Origin of the sequence: Pelagibacterium sp. H642 (assembly GCF_031202855.1) — a bacterium.
In the GTDB taxonomy this organism is placed as follows: Bacteria; Pseudomonadota; Alphaproteobacteria; order Rhizobiales; family Devosiaceae; genus Pelagibacterium.
This window is the reverse complement of sequence record NZ_CP101829.1, coordinates 158,289-183,989: the sequence shown is the minus strand read 5'-3', so window position 1 is coordinate 183,989 and position 25,701 is coordinate 158,289. Positions and strand designations below refer to the sequence as shown.

26 protein-coding genes are annotated in these 25,701 nt (G+C 63.4%); 9 read left to right on the top strand and 17 right to left on the bottom strand.

Features of this window, described 5'->3' with window-relative positions:
- Nucleotides 1–39: 39 nt before the first annotated feature.
- The gene (locus NO934_RS00950) at nucleotides 40–933 is read right to left on the bottom strand and encodes a helix-turn-helix transcriptional regulator (RefSeq protein ID WP_309161658.1); all 894 of its coding nucleotides are present in this window, start codon (nucleotides 931–933) and stop codon (nucleotides 40–42) included.
- Nucleotides 934–1,029: 96 nt separating this feature from the next.
- Between NO934_RS00950 and NO934_RS00945 the strand changes: the two genes are divergently transcribed.
- Nucleotides 1,030–1,350: a hypothetical protein gene (locus NO934_RS00945; protein WP_309161656.1), complete on the top strand. Its 321-nt coding sequence runs from the start codon at nucleotides 1,030–1,032 to the stop codon at nucleotides 1,348–1,350.
- Between the two features lie 130 nt (nucleotides 1,351–1,480).
- Here the strand turns inward: NO934_RS00945 and NO934_RS00940 are convergent, their stop codons facing one another.
- The 10 genes from NO934_RS00940 to NO934_RS00895 all read right to left on the bottom strand — a co-directional run bounded on the left by NO934_RS00940 (nucleotide 1,481) and on the right by NO934_RS00895 (nucleotide 12,888).
- Complete coding sequence (locus NO934_RS00940; protein WP_309161654.1) at nucleotides 1,481–2,455, bottom strand: ABC transporter ATP-binding protein; 975 nt, start codon at nucleotides 2,453–2,455, stop codon at nucleotides 1,481–1,483.
- The gene (locus NO934_RS00935; protein WP_309161653.1) at nucleotides 2,452–3,465 is read right to left on the bottom strand and encodes an ABC transporter ATP-binding protein; all 1,014 of its coding nucleotides are present in this window, start codon (nucleotides 3,463–3,465) and stop codon (nucleotides 2,452–2,454) included. Before NO934_RS00935 ends, NO934_RS00940 begins: the two co-directional genes overlap by 4 nt.
- Entirely contained in the window at nucleotides 3,462–4,574 is a 1,113-nt protein-coding gene (gene menC / locus NO934_RS00930; protein ID WP_309161651.1) for an o-succinylbenzoate synthase, read from the bottom strand. Before menC ends, NO934_RS00935 begins: the two co-directional genes overlap by 4 nt.
- A gap of 3 nt (nucleotides 4,575–4,577) precedes the next feature.
- Nucleotides 4,578–5,276, bottom strand: coding sequence for an aspartate/glutamate racemase family protein (locus NO934_RS00925; RefSeq protein ID WP_309161650.1), 699 nt, complete (start codon nucleotides 5,274–5,276; stop codon nucleotides 4,578–4,580).
- Nucleotides 5,277–5,287: 11 nt separating this feature from the next.
- Nucleotides 5,288–6,166 carry an ABC transporter permease gene (locus NO934_RS00920; protein ID WP_309161649.1) on the bottom strand — a complete coding sequence of 293 codons (879 nt, stop codon included), beginning with the start codon at nucleotides 6,164–6,166 and terminating at the stop codon, nucleotides 5,288–5,290.
- A complete protein-coding gene (locus NO934_RS00915; protein WP_309161648.1) occupies nucleotides 6,150–7,094 on the bottom strand; it encodes an ABC transporter permease in 945 nt (314 codons plus the stop codon). Before NO934_RS00915 ends, NO934_RS00920 begins: the two co-directional genes overlap by 17 nt.
- 15 nt (nucleotides 7,095–7,109) lie before the next feature.
- Nucleotides 7,110–8,681 carry an ABC transporter substrate-binding protein gene (locus NO934_RS00910; protein WP_309161647.1) on the bottom strand — a complete coding sequence of 524 codons (1,572 nt, stop codon included), beginning with the start codon at nucleotides 8,679–8,681 and terminating at the stop codon, nucleotides 7,110–7,112.
- 91 nt (nucleotides 8,682–8,772) lie between these two features.
- Nucleotides 8,773–10,467 carry a M28 family peptidase gene (locus NO934_RS00905; protein ID WP_309161645.1) on the bottom strand — a complete coding sequence of 565 codons (1,695 nt, stop codon included), beginning with the start codon at nucleotides 10,465–10,467 and terminating at the stop codon, nucleotides 8,773–8,775.
- 13 nt (nucleotides 10,468–10,480) lie between these two features.
- The gene (locus tag NO934_RS00900) at nucleotides 10,481–11,206 is read right to left on the bottom strand and encodes a GntR family transcriptional regulator (RefSeq protein ID WP_309161643.1); all 726 of its coding nucleotides are present in this window, start codon (nucleotides 11,204–11,206) and stop codon (nucleotides 10,481–10,483) included.
- A gap of 311 nt (nucleotides 11,207–11,517) precedes the next feature.
- Complete coding sequence (locus NO934_RS00895) at nucleotides 11,518–12,888, bottom strand: PLP-dependent aminotransferase family protein (RefSeq protein WP_309161642.1); 1,371 nt, start codon at nucleotides 12,886–12,888, stop codon at nucleotides 11,518–11,520.
- Nucleotides 12,889–12,999: 111 nt separating this feature from the next.
- Here NO934_RS00895 and NO934_RS00890 point away from each other — a divergent pair, with 111 nt between their 5' ends.
- The 6 genes from NO934_RS00890 (at nucleotide 13,000) to NO934_RS00865 (ending at nucleotide 19,902) form a co-directional block, all read left to right on the top strand.
- Nucleotides 13,000–13,863: a DMT family transporter gene (locus NO934_RS00890; protein ID WP_309161640.1), complete on the top strand. Its 864-nt coding sequence runs from the start codon at nucleotides 13,000–13,002 to the stop codon at nucleotides 13,861–13,863.
- 108 nt (nucleotides 13,864–13,971) lie between these two features.
- Nucleotides 13,972–15,159 (top strand): ABC transporter permease, encoded by a 1,188-nt coding sequence (locus NO934_RS00885; RefSeq protein WP_309161639.1) that lies wholly within the window; start codon nucleotides 13,972–13,974, stop codon nucleotides 15,157–15,159.
- A 2-nt stretch (nucleotides 15,160–15,161) separates the two neighbouring features.
- On the top strand, nucleotides 15,162–15,938 hold the full coding sequence (locus NO934_RS00880; RefSeq protein WP_309161638.1) for an ABC transporter ATP-binding protein: 777 nt from the start codon (nucleotides 15,162–15,164) through the stop codon (nucleotides 15,936–15,938).
- A 3-nt stretch (nucleotides 15,939–15,941) separates the two neighbouring features.
- Nucleotides 15,942–17,615, top strand: coding sequence for an MlaD family protein (locus NO934_RS00875; protein WP_309161637.1), 1,674 nt, complete (start codon nucleotides 15,942–15,944; stop codon nucleotides 17,613–17,615).
- Nucleotides 17,616–17,648: 33 nt separating this feature from the next.
- Entirely contained in the window at nucleotides 17,649–18,254 is a 606-nt protein-coding gene (locus NO934_RS00870) for an ABC-type transport auxiliary lipoprotein family protein (RefSeq protein WP_309161636.1), read from the top strand.
- Between the two features lie 130 nt (nucleotides 18,255–18,384).
- Nucleotides 18,385–19,902 carry an aldehyde dehydrogenase (NADP(+)) gene (locus NO934_RS00865; protein WP_309161635.1) on the top strand — a complete coding sequence of 506 codons (1,518 nt, stop codon included), beginning with the start codon at nucleotides 18,385–18,387 and terminating at the stop codon, nucleotides 19,900–19,902.
- 32 nt (nucleotides 19,903–19,934) lie between these two features.
- Here NO934_RS00865 and NO934_RS00860 read toward each other — a convergent pair whose 3' ends face one another.
- The 3 genes from NO934_RS00860 to NO934_RS00850 all read right to left on the bottom strand — a co-directional run bounded on the left by NO934_RS00860 (nucleotide 19,935) and on the right by NO934_RS00850 (nucleotide 21,573).
- Nucleotides 19,935–20,393, bottom strand: coding sequence for a hypothetical protein (locus NO934_RS00860; protein WP_309161634.1), 459 nt, complete (start codon nucleotides 20,391–20,393; stop codon nucleotides 19,935–19,937).
- An 8-nt stretch (nucleotides 20,394–20,401) separates the two neighbouring features.
- The gene (locus NO934_RS00855) at nucleotides 20,402–21,196 is read right to left on the bottom strand and encodes a TIGR02587 family membrane protein (RefSeq protein WP_309161632.1); all 795 of its coding nucleotides are present in this window, start codon (nucleotides 21,194–21,196) and stop codon (nucleotides 20,402–20,404) included.
- Between the two features lie 92 nt (nucleotides 21,197–21,288).
- Nucleotides 21,289–21,573, bottom strand: a complete 285-nt coding sequence (locus NO934_RS00850; protein ID WP_309161631.1) for a hypothetical protein — start codon at nucleotides 21,571–21,573, stop codon at nucleotides 21,289–21,291.
- On the opposite strand from NO934_RS00850, the gene NO934_RS00845 reads away from it, so the two are divergent.
- Both NO934_RS00845 and NO934_RS00840 read left to right on the top strand, forming a co-directional pair.
- Nucleotides 21,572–22,489 (top strand): pseudouridine-5'-phosphate glycosidase, encoded by a 918-nt coding sequence (locus tag NO934_RS00845; RefSeq protein ID WP_309161630.1) that lies wholly within the window; start codon nucleotides 21,572–21,574, stop codon nucleotides 22,487–22,489. The two genes, NO934_RS00850 and NO934_RS00845, sit on opposite strands and share 2 nt — an antisense overlap.
- 39 nt (nucleotides 22,490–22,528) lie before the next feature.
- Nucleotides 22,529–23,413: a sugar kinase gene (locus NO934_RS00840; protein ID WP_309161629.1), complete on the top strand. Its 885-nt coding sequence runs from the start codon at nucleotides 22,529–22,531 to the stop codon at nucleotides 23,411–23,413.
- 111 nt (nucleotides 23,414–23,524) lie between these two features.
- Here NO934_RS00840 and NO934_RS00835 read toward each other — a convergent pair whose 3' ends face one another.
- Genes NO934_RS00835 through NO934_RS00825 form a run of 3 tightly spaced genes read right to left on the bottom strand, consistent with a single transcriptional unit; the run spans nucleotide 23,525 to nucleotide 25,659 of the window.
- On the bottom strand, nucleotides 23,525–24,454 hold the full coding sequence (locus tag NO934_RS00835) for an FAD-binding protein (RefSeq protein WP_309161628.1): 930 nt from the start codon (nucleotides 24,452–24,454) through the stop codon (nucleotides 23,525–23,527).
- Nucleotides 24,451–25,200, bottom strand: coding sequence for an electron transfer flavoprotein subunit beta/FixA family protein (locus NO934_RS00830; RefSeq protein WP_309161626.1), 750 nt, complete (start codon nucleotides 25,198–25,200; stop codon nucleotides 24,451–24,453). The genes NO934_RS00835 and NO934_RS00830 overlap by 4 nt, the downstream gene beginning before the upstream one ends.
- 15 nt (nucleotides 25,201–25,215) lie before the next feature.
- Nucleotides 25,216–25,659, bottom strand: coding sequence for an Lrp/AsnC family transcriptional regulator (locus tag NO934_RS00825; protein WP_309163775.1), 444 nt, complete (start codon nucleotides 25,657–25,659; stop codon nucleotides 25,216–25,218).
- Nucleotides 25,660–25,701 lie beyond the last annotated feature (42 nt).

Here is a 25,701-nt window from a genome sequence, read left to right as displayed (position 1 = left end):
GACAATGCGTGAACCGGCCGATCTTGTCAATCGCTCGGGTCAGGCGGCAATGCTTCCGGTCCGGTCAAGAATACGCCGCAGCATCTCCGCTCCGTCCACGCCTTTTCTCGCCAATGCCCATTGTGCGTCGAGCGTTTCCTTGAAGTGCCGTACTGCTTCGGGTGCCGATGTGACGATGGCGATCCCGGAGGAGATATTGGGCTGGTCCCCCAGCCGGTAGGGCGAGAGTGTCACCGCTGAATCGTCTTCGCGCTCATAGATTTGGAAGGTCTGGCTTGGAGGTTGCCCGTCGACGATGCCGATCTGGGTTCCGATCGGCTGGCGCTCCATGGTTTCGCACAGCCGCTCGATCTCGGCGCGGGCCGCCGCCCGCCGTTCAGCGACCACTTCGGGCGGCAGGTCGAACCGCCCCACCATGCCGAGCAGCAGGAAGCGTTCGATATCCTGGCTGCCCACGATCGAAACCACGGGAACCCGTCGACGAATCACGCTCGCGCGACGTTCTCTGAGCAGATCGAGAATCTTGTCGATTCTCGCGATCTCGGCCTCCCGGTCGGCCACCGTGCCCGAAATCGCCTCGATCAGCATCAGCCGCAGATAATCCATATAGTCGGGGGACAGCAGTAATGAGGACACCGGCGAAAAATTGCCCAACAGGTGCAGCGATTTTTCCTCGAGCTGCCGCATCCGTTCAAAAAACGACAAGGCATTGCTGTAATACTCGACGCCCACGCCGAGCAGGGAGGGCAGGGAAACGTCCAAAAATTTGGAAATCGACTCGAGAATCTGGATCTTGACGATCTCGCCCTTCTCCAGGCGATAGACCGCCGCCCGGGATATGCCCAGATGGGCTGCGATATCGTCGGCGCTTAGGTTTTTGCCCATGCGATAGGCCCGCAAGCGGCTTCCGATTTCCTCGAATTGGTTCGGCATCCGGTCCCCTTTCCTCAGCGTCTCACTTTTGATATACACGCCGGTTTCCGGTGTCCAGAGAACTGGCCACCGGGCACAAAGGATAGGAGACTTGGTGTGCACGACCTCTACGGATGGCTAAACGAGCAGAACGGCGGCATTCGGACCTACGCCGAATTTCACCGCAAGGCACAGCAGCTCGCGCGAGAGGACGCCGAAAACGCCGCCATTCTCGCACTGCTCGGCCGCGTCGCAGCCCGTTTCGTTGCCCGCTATGAGGGCGAGCCGCTACCGGTCGATAACGCCAGCGATGCCGTCGTGGAATTCCGCGATCTGCTGAACAAGGCAACCGAGATCACCTCGGCCTCCGACACCGACAAGCTCGCCTTCGCCAACATGGTCGCAACCTTCGACCTGCCCGGCGTCAAGACGAACTGAAGCGATTAGGCTGACAGCATGCTGTCAGCCTCCAATCGATTGGACGGAAGATCTTGCTCTAACCAAACTGTCATTCCGGGATTTGTTCATTCCCGGAATCCAGCGGCAGCGCGACGCAAGCCCAAGCAGCCTAAGTCCTGATACAGGCCTTCAAATGCCCCTCGCTCACCGCCTCGAGCGGCGGAACGACCTTGGCGCATTCATCGATAGCCAGCGGACATCGCGTGCGGAACACGCACCCGGACGGCGGGTGGATCGGACTCGGAATCTCACCCTTCAAAATCGTGCGCGTCCGGCGTTTGGTGGGGTCAGGCACGGGCACCGCTGAAAGCAGTGCCCGCGTGTAGGGATGCATCGGATTGGCATAAAGCTTGCGCGCCGGCGCCACCTCCATGATCCGCCCCAGATACATCACCACCACCCGGTTCGATACATATTCCACAACGCCCAGATCGTGCGCCACCATCAGCATGGTGAGATCGAGATCGCGCTTTAGATCCTGCAGCAGGTTGAGCACCTGCGCCTGCACGGAAACATCCAGCGCCGAAACCGGCTCGTCCGCGACGATGAATTGCGGCCCCACCGCCAGTGCTCGCGCGATCCCGATCCGCTGGCGCTGTCCGCCCGAAAACTCGTGCGGATAGCGCGTCAGATGGCTGGAACTGAGTCCCGTCTTCTCCAGCAGGTCCACGATCCGTGCCTGCCGCTCGCCCTTGTTCCGGGCCAGCCTGTGCGTGTCGATGGCTTCACCAATGATCCGCTCGGCGGTAAAGCGCGGATTGAGGCTCCCGAACGGGTCCTGGAAGATGATCTGCATCCTGCGCCGGTACTCGCGCATCTCGCGCGGCCCGAGCTTGGTGATGTCCACGCCATCGAACCGCACGGTGCCCGATGTCGGCTCGATCAGCCGCAGGATGGATCGACCGAGCGTGGTCTTGCCCGAGCCCGATTCCCCCACCAGCCCGATCACCTCGCCTCTGCCGATATCGAGGCTGAAATCCTGAACCGCCTTGACGGTTTCCCGGCTGCGCGAGAACGGCCCGGCCTTGACCGGATAGAGCTTGGAAAGGTTTTCGATTCTTAAAAGCGGGGCAGGGGCGCTCATGCCGGAACCCTCTCGCGCAAATCGAGTTCGCGCCAGCGTACGCATCTGGCCCGATGCTGCGCGTTCACCGTTTCCAGCGGCGGCAATGCCGCAACGCAGCGTGGCTGGCAATAATCGCACCGCGGATGGAAACTGCACCCCTCGGGCAGATTGGTCGGCACCGGAATGTTGCCTGGAATGGCATAGAGCCTCTCCTGATGCTCGGCAGCCCGATCGACCCGTGGCACGGAGCGCAGCAGCCCGGCGGTATAAGGCATGCGCGGGTGGGCGAAGATTTCCTCCACCGGTCCATCTTCCACCGCACGCCCCGCATACATCACCACCACCTTGTCGGCGATTTCGGCCACCACCCCCAGATCGTGGGTGATGAACAGGATCGACATTCCCACCTGCTTTTGCAGCGTCTGCATAAGGTCGAGGATCTGCGCCTGGATGGTCACGTCCAGCGCCGTCGTCGGCTCGTCGGCGATCAATAGCTTGGGATTGCACGAGAGCGCGATGGCGATCATCACGCGCTGCCGCATGCCGCCCGACATCTCGTGCGGAAATGACCCCAGCCGCTTGCGCGGCTCGGATATCCCCACCAGGTCGAGCATTTCCGCCGCCCGGTCCAATGCCTTCTCGGGAGAAAGGCGCTGGTGCAGCCGCACCGCCTCGGCGATCTGTTCGCCCACCGTATAGACCGGGTTGAGACTCGTCATCGGCTCCTGAAAGATCATCGAGATTTCGTTGCCACGGATCGCCCGCATCTCGTCGGCAGACTTGGCCAGCAGGTCCGAGCCTTCGAAAACGATGCTGCCGCCAGCGATCCGGCTCGTCGCCTGATCGAGCAGGCGCATGATGGAAAGGCTGGTCACCGACTTGCCCGAACCTGACTCCCCGACAATCGCGACCGTTTCCCCATAGCCCACGTCGAGGCTCAGCCCATCGACGGCCCGCACCGTCTCCCCATCCGCGTCGAAATAGGTCCGAAGATCCCGGATCGAGAGGAGTTGTTCGTCGTCAATCATGCAACCGCCCCGCGTTGAGGTGGCGCGGCATCGAACAATGCGGCGGGCATGCCAATGCCCAGGCCCTTTCCCTCGGGCAGCAGTGCGAAACCATCCTCGACGACGATCCCGTCGCTCCCTTCCAGCGCCACCGAAGAAACGCCCACGCCAAGCTCCGCCGCAAACGGGAAAGCCGTCGATGTCGCCGCCAAGTGCAAGTTCGCCGCCACGCCCAACGCCGTTTCATATGGGCTCACCGCCACGCAGGCGATCCCCGCCGCCTCGGCCAGCGCCACCACCTTGCGCGCCTGATGCAGTCCGCCCAGCTTGATCAGCTTGACGATGAACACATCCACCGCTCGTTTCGCTGCCAATTCGAATGCGTCTTCGAGCCCGAACAGGCTCTCGTCGGCCGCGATCCGCGTCCCGAACTCGCGCAGCCGCGCCAACCCCTTGCGATCATTAGGCTTTAGGGGCTGCTCGAGATATTGCAGCCGGCAATCGCCCACGGCGCGGAGGAATTGCTGCGCCTCGGGAAAGGTGAACCCCGCATTGGCGTCGGCCCGGATTTCCAGGCTCTCGGGAAATTCCCCCCGCAGCATGCGGATCACATCGATGTCTCGGCCAACATCGCCGCCGATCTTGAACTTGAATGTCCTGATCCCCTGCGCCCACAGCTCCCGCACCCGCGCGGCAACCGCATCCCGGTCTTCGATGCCGACGGCCCCGCCCACCGGAATGCGCTTGGAAACCGCGCCGCCCAGCAATGCCGCCGCCGGCAGGCCGGCCAGCTTACCTTGCAGGTCGACCAGCGCATTCATCAGCGCCGCCTTGGACGCATGATGGTGCGGCAGCGCCTTTTCCAGCGCCAATTGCGCCCGCTCGGTTTCGAACACCTCGAGCCCGATCAGCGCTGGCGCGAACACCGCTTCGATGACGCTTTTCATCTCCTCGGCGCGCTCGCCGCTGAAATGGGGCAGGGGAGAGCCTTCCCCATAACCGACGGTTCCGTCCTCGGCGGTCACCGCAACGAAGATATGGCGGCGGATCGAAACGTTCGACCCATAGGATGTCTTGAGCGTCTGGTTGGCCAATTCGGTAATCGCAACCGCGACGGAACGGATATGCATGGTCTAGGCCTGGTGATCGAGTTTGACGGGGACAGGGAAGGTCACAGGACTATGCGTCAGCCCCGCTCCAACCAGCATTTCGGCTGCCCGCAGCGACAGGCGTACGGAATTGACGCAAGGCACCCCGATCTCCGGCTGCACGATGTCGGTCAGCAGCGACATGCTCGCGCACGCAAAGACGATGGCCTCCGCACCATCTCGCTCCACGCATCTGCGCCCCAGCGCAATCAGCTTGTCGATCGTTTCGGCATCGCGGTCGCGGATTTTCTCCACCGCCACGCCGAACGGACGGATCGAGGCGACGAACCGCTCGATCCCCACCTTGTGCACCTGCTCGCGCGCAATAGGTATTGTCTGGGGCAGCGGCGTGATCACCGAGAAATGGTGCGCCAGCATCCGCGCCGTCAAAATCGCCGTCTCTCCGGGCGCGATCACCGGGATGCGCACTCGCTCCCGCGCCGCGTCCACGCCCGGATCGGCAAAGCAGCCGGTAATCACAGCATCGAAACCCCGCCGCTCGGCCTCCATCGTCCGCTCGATCACCCATTGGGCCAACTCTATCTCTTCCATGCGGCTCTCGATCGAGGAGGGGCGGGAAGCCTTGCCGACATAATCGGCCATATTGTCGAGCTCGACGCCAGGGCTCGCATGTCCCTTGAGATATTCGAGCCGTTCGTTGGTGCCCAGAAAGCAGATACGCATTGTGAGGGATCCTATTTGCGAGGGTCGGTCGCGTCGCGCAGGGCGTCGCCGATGGTGTTGAAGGCCAGCACGCAGATGAAGATCAGCGCGCCGGGATAGACGGTCATGGCAGGGTTCTGAAAAATGTAGCCGCGCGCATCCGCCAGCATGTTGCCCCACGAAGGCGTGGGCGGCCGCACGCCGAACCCGAGATAGGAGAGCGCCGATTCCACGATGATCGCTTCGGCAATCCCGAGTGTCGCCGCGACGATAATCGACGGAGTCGATTGCGGCAGCACATGCCGGAACAGGATCGTCAGCCTGGGCACGCCGAGCGCGGTGGCCGCTTCTACATAGTGATGTTCGCGATTGGCGGTGATTTCCCCGCGCACGATCCGCGCCACCGGCATCCACGTGGTCGCCGCGATCACAAGGATCAGATTGGTAAGCGACGATCCGAACAGCGACAGCGTAGTAAGCAGGAAAAAGAACATCGGGATCGACAGCATGCCGTCGATGAACCGGCTGATCACCGAATCCACCCAGCCGCCGAGAAAGCCCGCCAGCCCACCCAGCGTCGCCCCGATGATCACCGCGCCCACCACGCTCGCCAGCCCCACCGAGAGCGAGGCCTGCCCGCCATAGATCAGGCGAGAGAGGATATCGCGGCCATTTTCGTCCGTCCCCAGCCAGTGCGTGGCCGAGGGTCCGGCGAGCATGTTGAACATGTCGAGTTCGGCCGGTTCATACGGCGCAACCCACGGCGCGAAGACCGCCGCCAGCGTCAATAGCGCAAGCACCGCCACCGAAATCACGGTGCCCGGCCGGCGCCAGAAGCTGCGCCAGCTCCTGGCCAGCGGCGAGGTCGAGCGCTTGGCGACAGGGGCGGAAGGTTTACTGATAGCTGACACGGGGATCCAACTTTGCGTAGAGGAGGTCGACGATGAGGTTGGAAAGGACAACCGTCACCGAAATCACCAGCGTGATGCCCATGATGGTGGGGAAGTCCTGGTTGAACGCCGCCGAAACGGCCAGCCGCCCCATGCCCGGCCAGGTGAACACGGTCTCGGTCACCGCCGCTCCGCCGATCAGTCGAGGAATGAGCAGCCCTAACAGTGTCACCACCGGGATCATCGCCGTGCGGAACGCGTGCCGGGTGATCACCACATTCTCGGCGACGCCCTTGGCGCGCGCGGTGCGCACGTAATCCTGGCGCAGCACGCCGATCATCGCTGAACGCGTGTAGCGCACCAGTTCGGCCATGAGCGATGTGGAAAGCGCGATCACCGGCAGGATGAGATGGAGCAGCAGATCGAGCGGGGTGGCATTGCCGGGCGTGAACATGCCGCCCGCCGGCAGCCATCGCAGGATCACCGCGAAAATGATGATGAGCATCAGCCCGTACCAGAACACGGGCAGCGACAACCCAAAGAAGCTGACGGTCGTGAGCGTCCGGTCGATCCAGCTATTGCGCCGGACCGCCGCCACGATGCCGAGGGGAACGGCGACCAGCACGGCAACCAGAAGAGCCAGCCCCGAAAGCAGCAACGTGGCGGGCAACGCCCCGGCGATGAGTTCGGCCACCGGCCGCCCCACCCCCAGAGAAAAGCCCAGATTTCCTTGCAGCACCTGCCACAGCCAGCGAAAGTACTGCTCGTGGATCGGGCGATCCAGCCCGTAGAGCGTCCGAAGCCGTTCCGTGTCCTCGGGCGTCATGTTGGGATCGAGAAGGATGCTCGGCCCACCGGGGGCCGAGCTGATGAGCGCGAACGTGGCCATGGTGATCACCAGGATCAGAGCCGTCGCTTCCAGTATTCTGCGGATGGCGTACCTGCCCACGTTCGTTCTCGCTTCTTACTGGCTCTTGGAGATCAGGTGCGCCCACCCCAGGGCGTCGCGATACCCCGCCTCCGGGAACCGCTCGACTGCGGCGCTCAGGGCCTGGATTTCGTCGGGATAGACCGTGAAGACATTGGGCTGGTCTTCATGCATGATCGCCTGCACCTGCTTGTAGATCTCGGCGCGAGCAGCCTGATCTCCCGTCGTCGCCCCTTCGTTGAGCAGCGCATCGACTTCCGGATTGTTGTAGGCCCAGGAGTTGGCCAGCGAGTCCGAAAGATAATAGTTGGCGATGCCGTCCGGATCGGGCGGAGCGATCAGGTAGTTGGGGTTGAGTTCGTAGTCCGGCGGCGATTGCCGGATACGCTCGACGATCGCGCGGTATTCCGAGGTCTCGAACCCGATCTGGATGCCCAGCGCGCCCCATTGCTGTTGTGCCACCAGGGCCGTGCGGGCCCGCGTGGGGTTTGACGGATCGTAGAGCAGCGTAAAGCTCAGCGGCACGCCGTCCTTCGCCCGGATGCCGTCGCCCCCCAAAACCCAACCGGCTTCGTCGAGCAGCGCGGCGGCGGCTTCGGGATCATAGGGCAGGGGTTCTATGCTCGTGTCATAGGCCCAGCCCACTGCCGGCGTGAACGGCCCGGTTGCAACGGTGCCGCGTCCGGCAAACACTGCCTGCAACAGCGTCTCGCGATCCAGCCCCATGGTCAGCGCCTTGCGGACGTTGACATCCGAGAGCGCTTCGACCCCGTTGTTGATCGCAACGAATTCGTGGCGGTTGACCGGCACGCTCTGGATCTGGACGTTGGGGTTGTTTTCGATCGCTTCGAGCTGGAACGGCTCGATCACCACCAGGTCGACCTCACCCGACTGCAACAGTGCAAGCTGCGCGTTGGCATCGGGCACGATCCGGAACGTCATCGCGTCGAGATGAGGTACGCCGTCGAAATAATCCTCGTTGTGCGCGAGCTGCACATATGCGCCCGGCGAATATTCGACGAACTTGAACGGCCCCGTCCCCACCGGGTTCTGCAGGAATTCGGTCGGATTGACCAACTGCTCCGGCGTCAGTTCCGACAGCAGATGTTCGGGCAGCACCGCCGCATTGTATCCCATCAGCACCGGCAGCGAAGGCTGCGGCTGGCTGAGGGAAACCTCCACCGTAAAGTCGTCGACCTTGGTCGCCTCCTCGATCAGGCGGAAATTGTTGGCGAGGTAGTAGGGCACCGCCTCATTGGTCCAGATCTCGTTGATCGTAAAGACCACGTCATCGGCGTTGAACGGCTCGCCATCGTGCCAGAGCACATTGTCGCGCAGCGTGAAGGTATAGGTCAGCCCGTCCTCGGAAACCTCCCAGCTCTCGGCGAGATCGCCGACCGGCTCGAGCGTTTCGAGGTCATAGCGGACCAGCCCGCTATAGACGACCTTGTTGACGAGGATGTTGTAGAGACCACCGGCAACCGGCCAGATCTGCGGGTCATCATTGATGGGCAGGCTGAACGTGCCGCCCGTCGTCTGAGCCTGTGCGGGCATGGCGCCCGGCAGAAGCATGGCCAGGGCCGCAAGTCCTGCGGCGAGTCTGAGCATCTTGAAGTCCTCTCTTTGAAAGTCCACTTGTCGTCTTGTTGTTATTGGCCCGGGCGATCTCCCCGCCCGGGCTTTGTCGCGTTAAGCGCGTCTAGGCCTGGCAGGCCGCGATTGCCCGCTTGATTTCATGATTGACCATGTTGCGGTTGCGGATCAGCCGGTTGAAAAGAAACCCGTAGTCGTTGGACTCCGGATCGAGCTTGGCCAGCTTTTTCGCGCCATCCAGCGTCGGGAAGGCCGGCAGCGGCATGGCCGGGTCGTGATCGAACCGGTCGCCATAGGTGAATGAGAGTGCCGTCAGCGCGTGCGAAACTGTTTTGATCGCTTCGTTCGCCTTGCCCGGCGCCATGGATTTGATCTTGGCCAGTTCGCCGCCCAGCGTATCGAGGTTCGCCGTGACGCTCGAAAGGTCGATATGGCTGCCCGCTTCCTGGGCGATGGCGCTCACCTGCTGCTTGAGGTCAGCGACCTGGGCATCGAGATCGAGCGGCAACACCTCGTCCTGCGTCAGCCGCAGCAGCGCATGGGCGTAGATTTTGGTGTCCTTGAGCAGCACGTCGCGGTCGGCCTTGTCGACAAGATCTTCCTCGGCGTGCCACCACCAGCCCATGCCGCACCCGCCCACGGCGGCGCGCTGGCCTTCGGGGCGGTTCGAGAGCAGCATGAACAGCGACGGCAGCCCCACGCCCCAGAATGACTGGTCGCCGGCCCGCATCGGACGGTCGATATGGGGCGTCTGCCCGGTGAGTTCGACCACCGCATCGGTTACCAAGGCAGCCGTCTCGGGCACGGCGGTCACTTCCGAATAGTCGGTGGCGCCGAGCGAGCCGGGCGAGTCGATATTGATGTAGGCGACGCAATTGGCATCGAGTTCGTCCCAATGATTGTCCGCATACCAGGTCGATCCCGAATAGCGGCCGGTCGAGTGTCCCACCCACCAGGCGATGCGCACGCCACGGCGGAGCTGAGACTGATGCTGCTTGAGCACGCGGGCCAATTCGAGGCAGGAGACATTGCCGGTCGCGTTGTCGGTTGCGCCATAGTGCCAGGAGTCGATATGGCCGGCGACGAGAACGAAATCGTCTTCTTTCCCGGCGATTTCCGTCACCGGCATCTTGACGTTCACCCACCCGGTTTTGGTCACCGAATGCAGCGTGGCGTTGACCGTGCCCTTCTCCAGCGCCTCGCGCAGCCGCACGCCGTCATTATGCTTGATCGAGATGATCGGAAAGTTCGGGATGTTGCCCGCCGATTCCGGCGTCGGCGTCCCCCAGACGGGGGTGACGATTCCCTCGTGGATCACGTCCTCGTCGCTCGGCCACATATGGATATAGCCCAAAGCGCCGGCATTCTTGGCGGCCAACATCGATCCGCGAGAGCCGGACTCGGAAATGACGATCTTGCCGCCCACGGTCTCCGGCGAAATGAGATTCACCGCGTTGTCGGCCTTGAACATGTTCTTGCCGCCCTGGATCGAAACCAGCGCCCCCGAAACACCTTCGGCCGGTGTATTGGCGCTGAAGGCGCGGGTCTTGGCGGCGATCGTCTGCTTTTCGCCGCCGATCTCGACCTCCAGACCGCCCTTGATCGGATGTGAGATATAGGCCCGGTATTCGTGGACGGTGACCGGCAAACCATAGGATTCAAGGACGGACCTGACGTAGTCGACCGCGGCAAGCTCTCCCTCGGTGCCGGTGCTGCGATCCCATTCGCACAGCTTTTCAAGATGCTTCCACATTTCGTCGACCGAGATCGACCCGAGAAGCTCGGCGGTGAGATTACTCATAAAGATCAGTCCTTTATCTACTAAGGGTAATGTTATACTCGTAGAGGTCGGAGCGGATCGCGGCCTCCACGTATTCGATGGGCCGGTCGAACTCGAGATACGCGGTGCGGCGGATGGTGAGGACCGGTGTGTCGTCGGTGATCTGCAGCAGTTCGCGCTCCAGCGTGGTGGGCACGCGCGCGCCGATCGAGTCCTTGCCGTAGATGATGTGCAGGCGGTGGCTGCGCTCGACGAGTTCGTAGAGCGGCCCGGAAAAATTCTCGTCAGGCATCAGCCCCACCGATTCCGGGATGTAGGAGTTGAGCAGGGCCAGCGGTGACCCGGCAATGTCTCGCACCCGCGTCAGGTGCAGCACGCGTTCGTCGCGCACCAGTTCCAGCGCTTTGCGGATCGCCGGAGTAGCCGTTTCGAATTGGGCCGAGAGGGTGCGCGCATAGGTGGCGATCCCTTGCTGGCGCAAATCCTCGGTCAGCCCCCGCAGTGTCGCCGCTTTCACCGGGGCCTGCGCCCTGATCACCAGCGTGCCGACCCCTGCCTTGGCCTTGAGCAGCCCTTCGGTGGTCAGAGACTTGATCGCCTGCCGCACGGTAGCCCGGCTGACATTGAACGATTGGGCGAGGGTCTGTTCGGTTGGGATGGTGGTGCCGACCGCATACTGGCCCGAAGCGATCCGCCCGCGCATGACCGTGGCCAATTGCCGATGCAGCGGCGTCGAGCGCCGCGTATCCACCCTGTCCATACATCCCTCCTTTGTACGAACAAAATCTCCGACCCCTCGGAATTTCGTTCGCGATGGCTGGAAAGCGGCAAACAAGCGCCGTCCGGTTTGGCCATCTGATGCGAATGCAAGCGGAATAACGCAGTGACGTCAAGCGTTTGTGCTCACAACGAATGCAGACTTAAGCGTGTGAGCAAATTTTGGGCTGAAAGCTAAATGTACGAACTTATGACGCAACTGTGACTGATTTAGCCGGTTTTTGTCTGCGCCAACACGCGCGGTCGGCGCCGTTCAGGCATGTGTAAAAATGTCGCGCTTTGGCTCGGTCTACGCTACGTGACCACCGCGCGCAGCACCTCGAAGATCCGCTCGTCGAGCATTTGCGAGACGTTGAAGCGCATAAAGCCGCCAGCCGATTGCGAGAGGCTGAACACATTGCCTGGAGCCAGTACCACGTTCCGCGTCAGCGCCGCCCGCGCCACCTCCGCTGCATCGCGGCCGTGGGGCAGCCTGCACCATAGAAACAGACCCGCCCGCGGCTCCATCCACGGCTCGATGCCGATATCCTTCAGTTTCGCAGTGGTCTCGAACATCGCCTTGGCGAGGCGCCGTCGAACCCCGTCCATGTGCTTGCGATAACCGCCGTCGCTCAGGACGCCATACACCAGTTCCGCATTGAGCCGTCCGCCGCCGAACGAGGTGGCGATCTTGAGGTCGATCAACCCTTCGATCCAATCGCGCCGCGCCGTGATGTATCCGCAACGCGCCGAAGCCGACAGCGTCTTGGAAAAGCTCCCGATTTGGATCACCCGCTCCAACCCATCGAATGCAGCCAACCGCGAGGCGGGGGCTTCCTCGAAATCGGCGAAAATCTCGTCCTCGATGATCGTGAGCCCGAATTCCTCGGCCAGCTTGAGTACCCGATGCGCGATGACCGGCGAAAGCGTCGCTCCCGTGGGATTGTGGATGGCCGAATTGGTGATGTAGAGCCGCGGTCGATGTTCGGCCAGCACGCTCGCCAATGCCTCGACGTCCGGTCCATTCGGCGTGTACGGCACGCTAACCATGCGGGCGCGGTGGGCTCGCAACAGCGCATGAAAGTTAAAGTAGCACGGGTCGTCCACCAAGACTGTGTCGCCGGACTCGAGGAGGAACCGGCACAATAGATCGATCGCCTGCGTTCCCGATTCCACGAGCACGATCTGGTCGGGCGGCACCTCGACGCCTCGTTCGGCCGCCCGCCGCACGACAAGCCAGCGCAACCCAGGGTGGCCGAGCGGCGTACCATAGTCGGAGAGATCGGCGATCGGCCCGCGCGCGACCTTCCGCAATGCGCGGCGCAAACCGCCTTCGGCGAGCCAGGATGGCGGCAGCCATCCGCAGCCGGGTTTGAGATCGTCCCCACCGGCTTCGAGTGATTGCCTTGACACCCAGAACGGATCGATAGCCCGGTCGAGCTTGGGCCCTGCACCAGCCAGAGAGAGCGGAGCGGTCTTGTTGGCAACGAAAAACCCCGAGCCGGGCCGCGATACGATTGCACCCTCGGCGACCAACCGTTCGTAGGCTTCTGCGACGGTCGAGGCCGATACCTGGAGCGTACCCGCCAAAGCTCGGATCGAAGGCAGCCTCGCTCCGGGCGTCAGGTTCCGCGTCACGATCCGCTGCCGAACCGTTGTCATCACCAATTCGATCCGCGCGCCCATCCCGTATTGCTCTTTGCCTCAGTACAGTTCTTCAGAATTGTACTGATCCGTATCTGGAAAATCCAGCGCCTCCAGCCGAAAAGACCGCGCGATATGATAGGAGTCCCGGCAATGGACAGATCGGCGAGCGGTTGGATCAACGGACTTGTTGGCGTCATCATCTTCAGCGGGTCCTTGCCCGCCACCCGGGTGGCCGTGCAGGAATTCGATCCGGTGTTCCTCACCGTCGCGCGGGCCGCAATCGCCGGCGTTCTGGCGTTTGTTCTTCTGGTTGTCTTCCGCCAGAAGCGGCCCGCACGAGCCGATCTTTTTTCCCTGTTCATCGTCTCGTTAGGCGTTGTCGTCGGTTTCCCGCTGCTCACCGCTCTGGCACTGCAGCATGTAACATCCGCTCATTCCATCGTGTTCATCGGCCTTTTGCCGTTGGCGACTGCCACCTTTGGGGTCGTGCGCGGCGGCGAACGGCCCCGACCTGTTTTTTGGATCTTCTCCGTACTCGGCAGCACCCTGGTCGCTGGCTTTGCGCTCGCGCAGGGGGTATCGGCCTCACCCACGGGTGACCTCTTGATGCTCGCCGCCATCATCGTCTGCGGGCTGGGCTATGCGGAAGGCGCAAGGCTTTCGCGTAGGCTCGGCGGCTGGCAGGTCATCTCCTGGGCTCTCGTCCTCTCGCTGCCGATCATGGCATTGCTGACGCTGCGCTACCTGCCTCCTACTTTGGAGAACATCGGAACCCCGGCCTGGCTCAGCCTCGCCTATGTTTCGTTGTTCTCCATGCTGATCGGCTTTGTCTTCTGGTATCGCGGGCTTGCCCAGGGTGGCATCGCCGCCGTCGGTCAGCTTCAACTGCTCCAGCCCTTCTTCGGCCTTGCCCTGGCGGCAACGCTGCTGCGCGAGTCGGTGACTCCGCTGATGTTGCTGGTCACCGTTGCCGTGATCCTCTGCGTCGCCGGAGCCCGCCGCTTCGCCAACTAGATGCCGGCCCATGAATCGGCCGAGCATGAGCCTCGACGTGCACAAATGCATCACTCGCCGTCCTTGCGCCGGCTGAGCACGCTCCGATTGTGACAATGGGAAATTGGCGTGCTAACTGAGGCCATTGTGCCGGATGCCAGGGGCGATTCCGAACTGATGAGCGAAGACCGGGAGCCGCAGATCGAGCTTTCGCGCGCCGACGGCAAAACCGTGGTGCGGCTCTCTGGAGCATGGACCACCCGCCGCGCCAGGCAGCTTCAGTCGCGCATCGATGCCGCCTTCGCCGACATCGGCAGACCCGATCATCTCGAATTCGATCTTGGCAATGTGGTCGCCCTCGATACCGTCGGTGCCTGGATGCTCGTGCGCCGGCGTGATGCTTTCGGGGAGGGCGTGGAAACCTCCATCGTCGGTGCCAGCCCGGCCCAGGCGGCGCTGCTGTCCCATGTCAATTCGGTTGAAGCGCACCCGATCGAGCGACCGGCAAAGCTGCCCTGGCTGCTTCGCCCCTTCGATGGTCTTGGCCATATGAGCTTTAACGCGCTCGATGATCTCGTGACCATCCACGCGGTCCTCGGCCGCACCCTCGCGGCCGTCGGCGCGACGCTTGCGTTTCGCGCACCGTTCCGCTTTGCGGCGGTGGTCAATCAGTTCGATCTGATCGCCCTGCGCGCCGTGCCCATCGTGGTGCTGATTTCCGTGGTGGTGGGTGCCATCATCACCCAGCAATCCATCCTTCAACTCAATAATTTCGGCGTCGCCATCTACGTCGTCGATCTCGCCGCCATTCTGATGCTGCGCGAGGTCGGCCTGCTGCTCGCCGCTATTATGATAGCGGGCCGCTCGGGCTCGGCCATCACCGCCGAATTGGGCTCCATGCGCATGCGCGAGGAACTCGACGCCCTCTCGGTCATGGGCGTCGATCCCTATCAGGTGTTGATCCTGCCGCGCATGCTGGCCCTGTTGATCGGCCTGCCATTCCTGACCTTCATCGGCGCCCTTTCGGGCTTGGCCGGCGCCGCCATCGTTGCCCTCATCTATGGCGGCATTCCGCTCGATATCTTCTTGGATCGCCTCCAGGGTGCCCTAAACGTGCGTACGCTCATGGTCGGGCTGATCAAGGCGCCCTTCATGGCTGTCATCATCGGGCTCGTCGCCGTCAATGAAGGCTTTAAGGTCGCCGGCAGCTCGGAGTCCCTGGGCCGTCACACCACCGCTTCGGTGGTCCGCGCCATTTTTCTGGTCATCGTGGCCGATGGCCTGTTCGCCATGTTCTTTGCGGCCATCGGGTTCTAGTCATGGTCGATAGCGCGCTCCCCGATCCCATCATCTCGATCAAGGACCTCGTCGTCGCCTTTGGCGGCCGCAAGGTGATCGACGGCTTCAGTCTTGATGTCCGCCGTGGCGAAGTGCTCGGCATTATCGGCCCGTCGGGCTCGGGGAAGTCCGTCACTCTTCGCACCATCATCGGCCTGCTGCCCAAGACGGGCGGCGCCATTGAGGTTTTCGGCGAGGACTACGCCAATCTTCCCACCAAGGAACGCGTTGCTATCGAGCGGCGCTGGGGCGTTCTCTTCCAGCAGGGCGCGTTGTTCTCCTCGCTGACCGTGCTCGAAAACGTCGAATTTCCCATGCGTGAGCACCTTGGCATCCCCAAAAAGCTCCGCCGCGAGATCGCCCGCTTCAAGATCGACCTCGTGGGCCTCAATCCCGGCTCGGAAAACCTTTATCCGTCCGAGCTTTCCGGCGGCATGATCAAGCGCGCCGCGCTCGCCCGCGCCCTGACGCTCGATCCCGATATCGTATTCCTCGACGAACCCACCGCCGGGCTTGATCCCATCGGCGCTGCCAGGTTCGACGAACTGGTCCTCAATCTCAAGGACGCGCTGGGACTGACGGTCTATATGGTGACTCATGACCTCGACAGCCTCGTCACGGTTTGCGACCGTATCGCTGCATTGGGGAAAGGAAAGCTTTTGAAGGTGGGTACGCTCGATGAGCTTTTAGGCGCGGACGATCCCTGGCTGGTCGAGTACTTCCACGGGCCGCGCGCCAAGCACCTGGAGCAAAGGTGAACGATGGAAAACAAAGCAAACTACGCCATCGTCGGCGCCTTCGTGACCCTGGTGATCGCCGGGTTCATGGGCTTTATCTACTGGTTCACCATTGCCGACAACGTGCGTGAGCGCACCGCCTATCGTATCATCTTCGACGGCGCCGTGACCGGGCTCAACGTCGGCACCAATGTGCTGTTCAACGGCCTGCCGGTCGGCACCGTCGAGATGGTGGCCATCAATCCCGAAGACCCCAGCCAGGTCGTCGCCCGCATTGGCGTGGAAGCGGACGCGCCGGTGATGGCCGACACCCGCGCCCTGCTCGAAGTGCAGGGCCTCACCGGAATCGCCAACATCCAGCTCCTGGGCGGAACGCTCGAAGCAGGCCCGCTCGAGCCCGGCCCGGGTGAAACCATCCCCACCATGATGGGCGAGGCTTCCGACTTCCAGATGATCATGGAGGGCGCCCGCGATATCGTGGCCAGCGCCGAATCCACTTTTGCCCGCATCGACGGCTTTTTCGCCGACAATGAGGAAAGCCTCGCCTCGACGCTGAACAACATCGACCAGCTTTCCGCCGGTCTCGCCCAGCTCGTGAACGGGGCAGGAGGCGCCGGGGATTTCGACGTCAACGCCGTGGTGAGCCATTTCACCGACACGCTCGAAAGCGTTTCCTCGACCTTCGCCGAACTCGAGATCCTGGTATCGGAAAACCGCGAAAGCCTTTCGACCACCATCGCCAATGCGGAAACCTTCTCGACGGCCCTGGCGTCCAATTCAGAATCCATCGACGGCTTTCTCGCCTCGATGACGCAAACCAGTGAGCGCATCGGCCCGCTTGCCGACGAATTGCGCGATCTTACTGTTCAGATACGCGAGATCGTTGCCGCCATCCCGCCCGACGAGGTGCGCTCCACCGTCGCCAATGTCGGCAGCTTCGCCCAGACCCTGGCCGACAACAACGACAACATCGAGGGCTTTTTCACCGACGCCCGGGCGCTCGCCAGCAACCTGTCCGGCGTCTCGGACGGCCTCCAGAGCACGCTCGATCTCATCGACAGGGCATCGGCCTCGGTCGATCCTGACGTCATCGCCCGCGCCATGGAGAATATCGACGCCTTCTCCCAGGCCCTCGGCAACAATGCCGCCAATGTCGATGAGATCCTGACCAACACCCGCGCATTCACCGAAACCCTGGGCAACGCCACCGAGCGCGCCGATACCATCATCGCCCGCATCGATGGCATGATCACCACCGAGGATGGGCAGATGCTGTTCGCCGAGATCGGCGAAACCGCGACCGCCTTGCGAGAGCTCATCCAGCGCGTCGATTCCATGGTCGCTTCCGAGGACGGGCAGAATCTGTTCGCCGATTTCTCGGCCGCCGCCACCTCGATCCGTGAGCTGTCCGAAAGCCTCAACGCCATCGCGCAGTCGAGCGAAGGTCAGCGCTTCATTTCTGACATCTCGGCCGCCGCGGTCTCGATCGAAGAACTCGCCAACGCTCTGGATGACCGTACGCTGGCCATTTCCGATGGCATCATCGGCTTCACCAACAACGGCCTGGGCGCCTATCAGACGCTCGCCACCGAAGCGATACGGAGCCTTGAGCTGTTCAACCGCGTTATGCAACAAATCGAGCGTAATCCGCAGTCCCTGGTGTTCGGCGGCGAGACGGTGCGCGATTTCACGCCGTAGCAGCGCGACGACCACAAGCAAGGGAAGAGCCAGATGACAGCCAAACTCGGACGCCGCGCCTTTCTTTCCGTCGCCGCCATCGGCCTGACATCGACCCTGGCCGGCTGTCTCAGCCTCGGCGCCTCGGCACCCGTAACCTATGACCTCACCCCCGGCTCCCCCGGCGCCGTTCCACGCCGGTCCAACCGCGCCATCGTCGTGCGCGAGCCGTCCACCGTCGCCACCTACGACACCCAGCGCATCGTCGTCCGCCAGCCGGGCGGCGTGCTGAGCTATCTCAGCGACTCCCAATGGTCCGACACCCTGCCGCTGCTCGTCCAGGCCCGCATGCTGCAAACCTTCCGCGATGCCGGCGTCACCAATATCGGCAAGCCCACTGATCCCATCGCGCTCGATGTGATCCTCTCCACCGATATTCGCGCTTTCGAGCTCGATACCACCACCGGCGGTGCGCTGGCCCGGGTGTCGCTCGCCATCCAGCTCGTCGATGACCGCAGCCGCAACGTCATGGCCAGCCAGACCTTCTCGGCCGATGTGCCCGCCGCCTCGCTTGAGCAGGTCGATGTGGTGGCCGCGCTCAATTCCGCTCTCGACGGCCTTCTGCGTCAGATCGTGAGCTGGACTGCCGCTCGCGCCTAGGCGCTTCGGAGCCCCATACGATTGCCGCTCTGGTCGCACGGCAATTGAAATGATTGCGTGCCTGCATTACTCATACGGCCCAAGGGCAGCCGCCCATGGCCATTCAGCGTAAAACCGAGGAGATTACACCATGGCGTTCACACCGCACGGGAAGCACTTGATCGCGGGCGAGTGGATAGAAGGGGCGGGGACCTTCGCTTCCGAGCCGGCGACCGGTCCGTCCCACGATTTCGCCGTGGGCACGCCGGAACTCGTGGACCGCGCCGCCAAGGCGGCCGAAGAGGCGTTCTGGTCCTATGGCTATTCGTCCCGCGAGGATCGCGCGGCATTCCTCAATGCCATCGCTGACGAGATCGAAGCGCGCGGCGCCGAGATCACCGAAATCGGCAGCCAGGAAACCGGCCTGCCACCCGCCCGGCTCGAATCCGAACGTGGCCGCACCACCGGTCAGCTTCGCCTCTTTGCCTCCCACATCCTCAAGGGCGATTATCTCGATCGCCGTCATGACGAAGCGCTGCCCGACCGCAAGCCGCTGCCGCGCCCGGATCTGAAGATGGTCCAGCGCCCCATCGGGCCGGTTGCCGTATTCGGCGCCTCCAACTTCCCACTGGCTTTCTCCACCGCCGGCGGCGACACCGCCGCTGCGCTGGCTGCTGGTTGCCCGGTCGTGGTCAAGGGCCACTCGGCCCATCCCGGCACCGGTGAAATCGTGGCCGAAGCCATCCACGCCGCGCGCGAAAAGTTCGACATCCACCCAGGCGTGTTCTCGCTGATCCAGGGCGGCAATCGCGAGGTCGGTGCATCGCTGGTCCAGCATCCGCTGATCAAGGCCGTAGGCTTCACCGGGTCGCTCGGCGGGGGCAGGGCGCTCTACGACCTCTGCGCCGCCCGTCCTGAGCCCATCCCGTTCTTTGGCGAACTCGGCTCGGTCAATCCCATGTTCGTGCTCCCCGGCGCTACCAAGGCGCGTGGCGCCGAAATCGGTACGGGCTGGGCGGGTTCGCTCTCCATGGGCGCCGGCCAGTTCTGCACCAATCCCGGTATCGCCGTGGTGGTCGACGGCCCCGACGCCGACACCTTCGTCGAAACCGCCAAGGGTGCGCTCTCGGAAGTCGGTCCCCAGACCATGCTCACCGACGGCATCGCCACGGCCTATCGCTCGGGTCGTGATCGCATCGCCGGCTCGGCCGGCGTGCGTGAGCTTTTGACCTCGACCTGCGACCTGCGCAACGCCACGCCCTATCTCTTCGAGACGGACGGCGAGACCTGGCTCGGAAACCATGAGCTGGGCGAGGAAGTCTTCGGTCCCCTGGGCCTCGTGGTGCGTGTCAAGGACGCTGATGAGATGCTCAAGGTCGCCGGGAGCCTCCAGGGTCAGCTCACCTGTACCCTGCATATGGAAGGCGACGACACCGAACTGGGCCAGAAGCTGATGCCGGTGCTCGAGCGCAAGGCAGGCCGCATCCTCGCCAATGGCTTCCCCACCGGCGTTGAAGTTGTCGATGCCATGGTGCATGGCGGCCCGTATCCCGCTTCGACAAACTTCGGCGCCACCTCGGTCGGCACCCTCTCAATCCGCCGCTTCCTGCGGCCCGTGTCCTACCAGAACATCCCGGCCGATCTGCTGCCGGCCGATCTTCAGGGGTGAAGAGCGGTCCGCGATAGGCGGGGCCGCAACCACTACGGATAGGTATAGCCAAGAACCCGGAGCGTAACCTGCTCCGGGTTCACCTCTTGGGAGAATCCCAGGCCGATTTCGGTGTCGCTTTCCGCTGGCAGATAATCCAGCGTCACCGTGCTGGTTTCGCTCTCGCCGCCGCCCAGTTCTGCCGTTCCCTCGATCTGCACGTCGGCCACTGTGACATGGCCATCATTGTGCACAAGGAACTCGATGGCGTGGCCTTCGCTCATGGGCACCGCTTTGGCAAATTCGAACCTGATATCGGGTTCGCTGCCTGTCTTGGTGATCGCCTCGTAGAGAATGAACCCGGCCAGCGCGAGAACGATCACCGAACTGAATGCGGCCACGATCCATTCAATTCGTTCGGCCTGCCCGTTCTGCTGGCGCGGCTCGCCCTCGCCGCTCTTATCCTTGGTCTGCCGCCGTGTCCTGGTTTGCGTCTGCGCCTTGGTCGCCATTGGGTCCTCTACAATATCAGCCGCGCCGCTGCCGCGCCGATAGCGGCGGGAAATCCGAGCACCACGGTCACCCGCAACGCGCGTTCGATGCTCATTCCATCGAGCTGGCCGAGCAGGAACAAGACCACCACGCTGATCGCCAACGCGGTCACGTAGCCGGAAACCGTAAAGCGCAGGAACGCGCTCCACCACGGCGTGTCGGGCGAAAGCTCGCTGCCACCCGCGAAAGACGCGGCGAAGACGAAGGCGTGCATGATGGCTAGCGACAGCGGGATCAGCGCCAGCGCGTGCCAAGCGCCCATGCGGAAGGAGATAAGCTGCATCTCCTCGGTCGGCGCCACGTTGAACGACAGGAACAGCGCCCCCGCCGCCATGATGATCAATTCGCCCCCGAAGGTTTCCTCCTTCTGGCCCGGATCGCCCTCCTCGTCGCTGAATTGCGCGCGCCCCAGCATGGCGCCCAGGGCGGCGGGAACAGTCTGGATGGCGATCCGCCCGGCGATCTCGCTGGGCGTTCCCGGAACTCCCAGAATGGCGAGGACGCTCATGATGGCGGCACTGGTGACGATCCCGATGCCATAGGCGATCGTCACGTCGCGCACATCCTCATGCCATTCCCGCGTAGGCTCGAACCCGATCTCGCGCGAGAGCAGCAGGAAAAGCGGGAAGCTCACGGCCAAAAGGCCCACCAGCCGCCAGCGGTCCAGCGTGACGCCCAGCTCCCACATCTCCATGGTCATCAGCATGGGCAGCGCAAAGATCAGCGCCGCCCCCACGCCGCGCAGCAGGCCCATCGGCATCATGCTGCCACCATCTCTTCCGCTGCTGCTGGTTGCTGGCAAACTCGCCTCCGAAAGCGTGATCGGGTAACGAGCTTGCTGCTGCGCCGGTTCCCTCAGACGGGCAGGGGAACGAGATCGCTGTCGAGATAGGTGACGATCAGTTTCGTCAGCTCTTCCAGCGCGTTAGCGATGAAACGGCAAAGCCGCGCATCGATGGCAACAACGTCCCCATATTGATGGTGTTGAATGGCCGCGTCTGCGGTGTTGAGGGGTCGGTTGGCAACATGTCGATTCGAGCCTCGATATGCTCCGATGCCTTGAGGGGCAGAATGGTCCCGCTTGCACTCCCTTTCCACCTGTGCTCTGCATCGCCGCGAAACACAGAGGCGCCATCCCATGTCCGATTTCCTTTCCATCTCCCCCGAGGTCAGATACGCGCTGGCCGATCGCCAGCCGGTCGTGGCGCTCGAATCCACGATCATCACCCACGGCATGCCCTATCCGCAGAACCTTGAGACCGCGCTGGCGGTCGAACAGGTGGTGCGCGACAATGGCGCGCTGCCGGCGACCATCGCGGTGATGGGCGGCAAGTGCCATGTGGGCGTCGCGGGGGAAACGCTGGAGGAACTCGCCCAGACCGGGCTCAAGGCCGCCAAGGCCTCCCGCCGCGACCTCGCCGCTATCCTGGTCAAGGGGCTCACCGCCGGCACCACCGTCGCCACCACAATGCAGATCGCCCACATGGCCGGCATCAAGGTGTTCGCCACCGGCGGCATCGGCGGCGTGCATCGCGGCGCGGAGACGACTTTCGACATTTCCGCCGATTTGACCGAGCTGGCCCAAACCCCCGTCGCCGTGGTCTGTGCCGGCGCCAAGTCGATCCTCGACATTCCGAAAACCCTCGAAGTTCTTGAATCCAATGGCGTTCCGGTCATCGGTTACGGTACCGACGCGTTCCCGGCCTTCTTCGCGCGCGAGTCCGGCCACGGCGTCGACTACCGCCTCGACACCGCCGAGGAGGTCGCGGCCCTGATAGCCACCCAGGCCCAGCTCGGCATGAACGGTGGCGTTCTCGTTGCCAATCCCATCCCCGAAGCCGATGCGCTCGATGCCGACGAGATCAACACCCGCATCGCCGCCGCCATCGCCGATGCCGACGCGCAGGGCGTCACCCGCAAGGACCTGACGCCATACCTGCTCAACCGGATTTTCGAGTTGACCGACGGCAAAAGCCTCGTCGCCAATATCGCGCTGGTCAAAAACAACGCCGCCGTGGCCGCCAAAATCGCCGTCGCGCTTTCGGCGCAGGACTGACCTCATGGCGACGGCGATATCGCATCCTTGGGTGCGGCGATGACCGCCCGCGTTCTCGTGGTCGGTGATGTCATCACCGACATCCTCGTCCGTCCCGATGCTCCCATCGCGCGCGGCACCGACACGCCTGCCACCATCCGCCAGATGCCGGGCGGTTCGGGCGCCAATCAGGCCGTCTGGCTCGCCGCCCTGGGCGTCGATGCCCATTTCGCCGCCCGGGTCGGCAGCGCCGATGCCGCCCGGCTCGACAGCCATTTCGAGGGGCAGGGGGTGACTGCCCACCTCGCCCCCGACGAGGCCCATCCCACCGGCACCCTGATCTGCATGGTCGATCCCGACGGCGAGCGCAGCTTTCTGACCGATCGCGGCGCCAACGCCTACCTCTCTGAAGACGATCTTCCGTCGAGCCTGCTCGAGGGCGCCGGCCGCCTCCACATCTCCGGCTACGCGCTGTTCGAACCCACTCCCCGTGCTGCCGTCCGGTCGCTGATCGCCGCCGCGCGCGCCAAGGGCATTCCCGTCAGCGTCGATCCCGCCTCGATCGGTCCGCTTTCCGCTGTCGGTCCGGACGCATTCCTGGATTGGATCGCGGGAACCGAAACCCTCTTCCCCAACGCCGATGAGGCCGCGCTTTTGACCGGCTCGCCCGATCCGCATGTCCAGGTCACGGCGTTGCTCACCCGCTTCCCCCGCATCGTCCTCAAGCGCGGCCGCCAAGGCGCTATCCTTGCCACCCGCGATGCCGCGCCCGTCGTGCTGCCTGCCGAAACCGTCGAGGTGATCGACACCACCGGCGCCGGCGACGCCTTCCTCGCCGGCTTCCTGGCCGCCGAATTGCGCGGCGAAGCGCCCGCCGCCGCGCTGGCGGCGGCGATTTCGGCCGGCGCCCGCGCCGTCGTCCGGCTGGGCGCGCAGCCGGGCTGAGGTGAAAAACATCTTCAGCGGACGCGGCTAGGTTGCGGGTCTTCGGTTTGACCCGGAGACCCGCAAGGCAAGAAAGCCCCAGAAGGGGTTTTGCCCCGAAACGTCCCCCAGCTACAACGCCTTGGTCAGCTCAGGCACGATCTCGAACAAATCCCCCACCAGCCCATAATCGGCAACCCCGAAGATCGGCGCCTCGGGGTCCTTGTCGATGGCGACGATGACCTTGGAGTTCTTCATCCCCGCCAGGTGCTGGATCGCCCCGGAAATCCCGACGGCGATGTAAAGGTCCGGTGCCACGACCTTACCGGTCTGGCCCACCTGCCAGTCATTGGGCGCATAGCCGGCATCGACGGCGGCGCGGGATGCCCCGATGGCGGCGCCGAGCTTTTCGGCCAGCGGCTTGATCACTTCGTTGAATTTTTCTTCCGAACCCAGCGCCCGCCCGCCGGACACCACGATCCGCGCATTGGCCAGTTCCGGCCCCTCGCTCGCGGCGGTTTCGCGCGAAACGAATTTGACCTTGGGCTCGGACGCGATGAAATCCACCGCCTCGATACTCGCCGATCCGCCCATGCCGACCGCATCGAACGCCGAAGCGCGCACGGTGACCACAACCTTGTCGGCGCTTGCCTCCACGGTCTGGATGGCGGCACCGGCATAGACCGGCCGCTCGAAGGTCTTTTCGCCCAGCACGGCGGTGATATCGGACACCTGCATCACATCGAGCAGCGCGGCGACGCGCGGCAGCGTGTTCTTGCCCGAAGTCGTCGCCGCCGCAACGATGTGGCTATACCCGCCGGCAAGGTTGACGATCAGCTCGGAAATCGGCTCGGCAAGCTGATGCTCATAAACGGCATTGTCCGCCACCAGCACCTTGGCCACGCCATCGAGCCTCGCCGCCGCCTCGCCCACGGCGGCGCAGCCCGCGCCAGCCACCAGCACATGGATATCCCCGCCGATCTTCTGCGCGGCGGCGACCGCCTTGCCGGTGGCAATCGTGAGATCGGTATTGTCGTGTTCGGCAACAACCAGAATCGTCATATCACCCGTGCCTCATTCTTGAGCTTGTCCACCAGCTCGGCCACCGAACCCACCTTCGACCCCGGCTTGCGATCCGCCGGCCTGGCCGTCGAAACCACCTTCAGCGTCGGCGCGAGGGAAACCCCGAGGCTGGCCGCGTCCACTTCCTCGAGCGGCTTTTTCTTGGCCTTCATCACATTGGGCAGCGAAGCATAGCGCGGCGTATTCAAGCGCAGATCGGTCGAGATCACCGCCGGCAGCGCCATCTCCAGCGTCTCGAGCCCGCCATCGACCTCGCGCGTCACGATCGCCTTGCCGCCATCGATCACGACCTTTGAGGCAAACGTCGCCTGCGGCCAGCCGAGCAGGGCGGCGAGCATCTGCGCTGTCTGGTTGGAATCGTCGTCGATCGCCTGCTTGCCCATGATCACCAGATCCGGGTTCTGCTGCTCGATAATCGCCCTGAGCAGCTTGGCCACAGCCAGCGGCTCCACCGTCTCGTCGGTCCTGACCAGCACCGCAGTATCGGCCCCCATCGCCAGCGCCGTGCGCAGCGTATCCTGGGCCTGCGCCGGCCCGATGGAGACGGCGACGATCTCGCTCGCCACACCCGCCTCCTTGAGCTTGACCGCCTCTTCGACGGCGATCTCGTCAAAGGGGTTCATGCTCATTTTCAGGTTCGCGAGCTCGACCCCCGTGCCGTCGGATTTCACCCGCACGGCGACATTGGCATCGAGCACCCGCTTGACCGGTACAAGAATTTTCAAACCGTCTCTCCCTGCTTAAAGCGGTAGGCGCGTCGTCAGCTTTATGCACTTGAGCGCGAAATGCGAGTTGATGGCCACAACGCCCGGTAAATGCAACAGCCTGCGCTTCAAAAGCCGCTCATATTCCTCGATCGAGGCGACCAGCGCACGAACCACATAGTCGGTCTCCCCGCTCATGGAATAACATTCCACCACCTCGGGAAACGCCGCCACCTCCCGCTCGAAAGCCTCCAGCGTCTCCTCGTCGTGCTGGCGCAATTTGATGTTGGCGAACACCGTGATGTCGAGCCCGAGCTTTTGCGGATCGAGGATCGAAACCCGCTCGCGGATCACCCCGTCCTTTTCCAGCCGCTTCAATCGCCGCCAGAACGGGGTATGGGAAAGTCCCACTTTTTCGGCCATCTCGGCAACCGACTGGCTCGAATCCGATTGTAGAACCGAGAGGATTTTGCGGTCCATATCGTCCAATGCGATTGCCTCCTCAAGCTGTCCCAATATTGA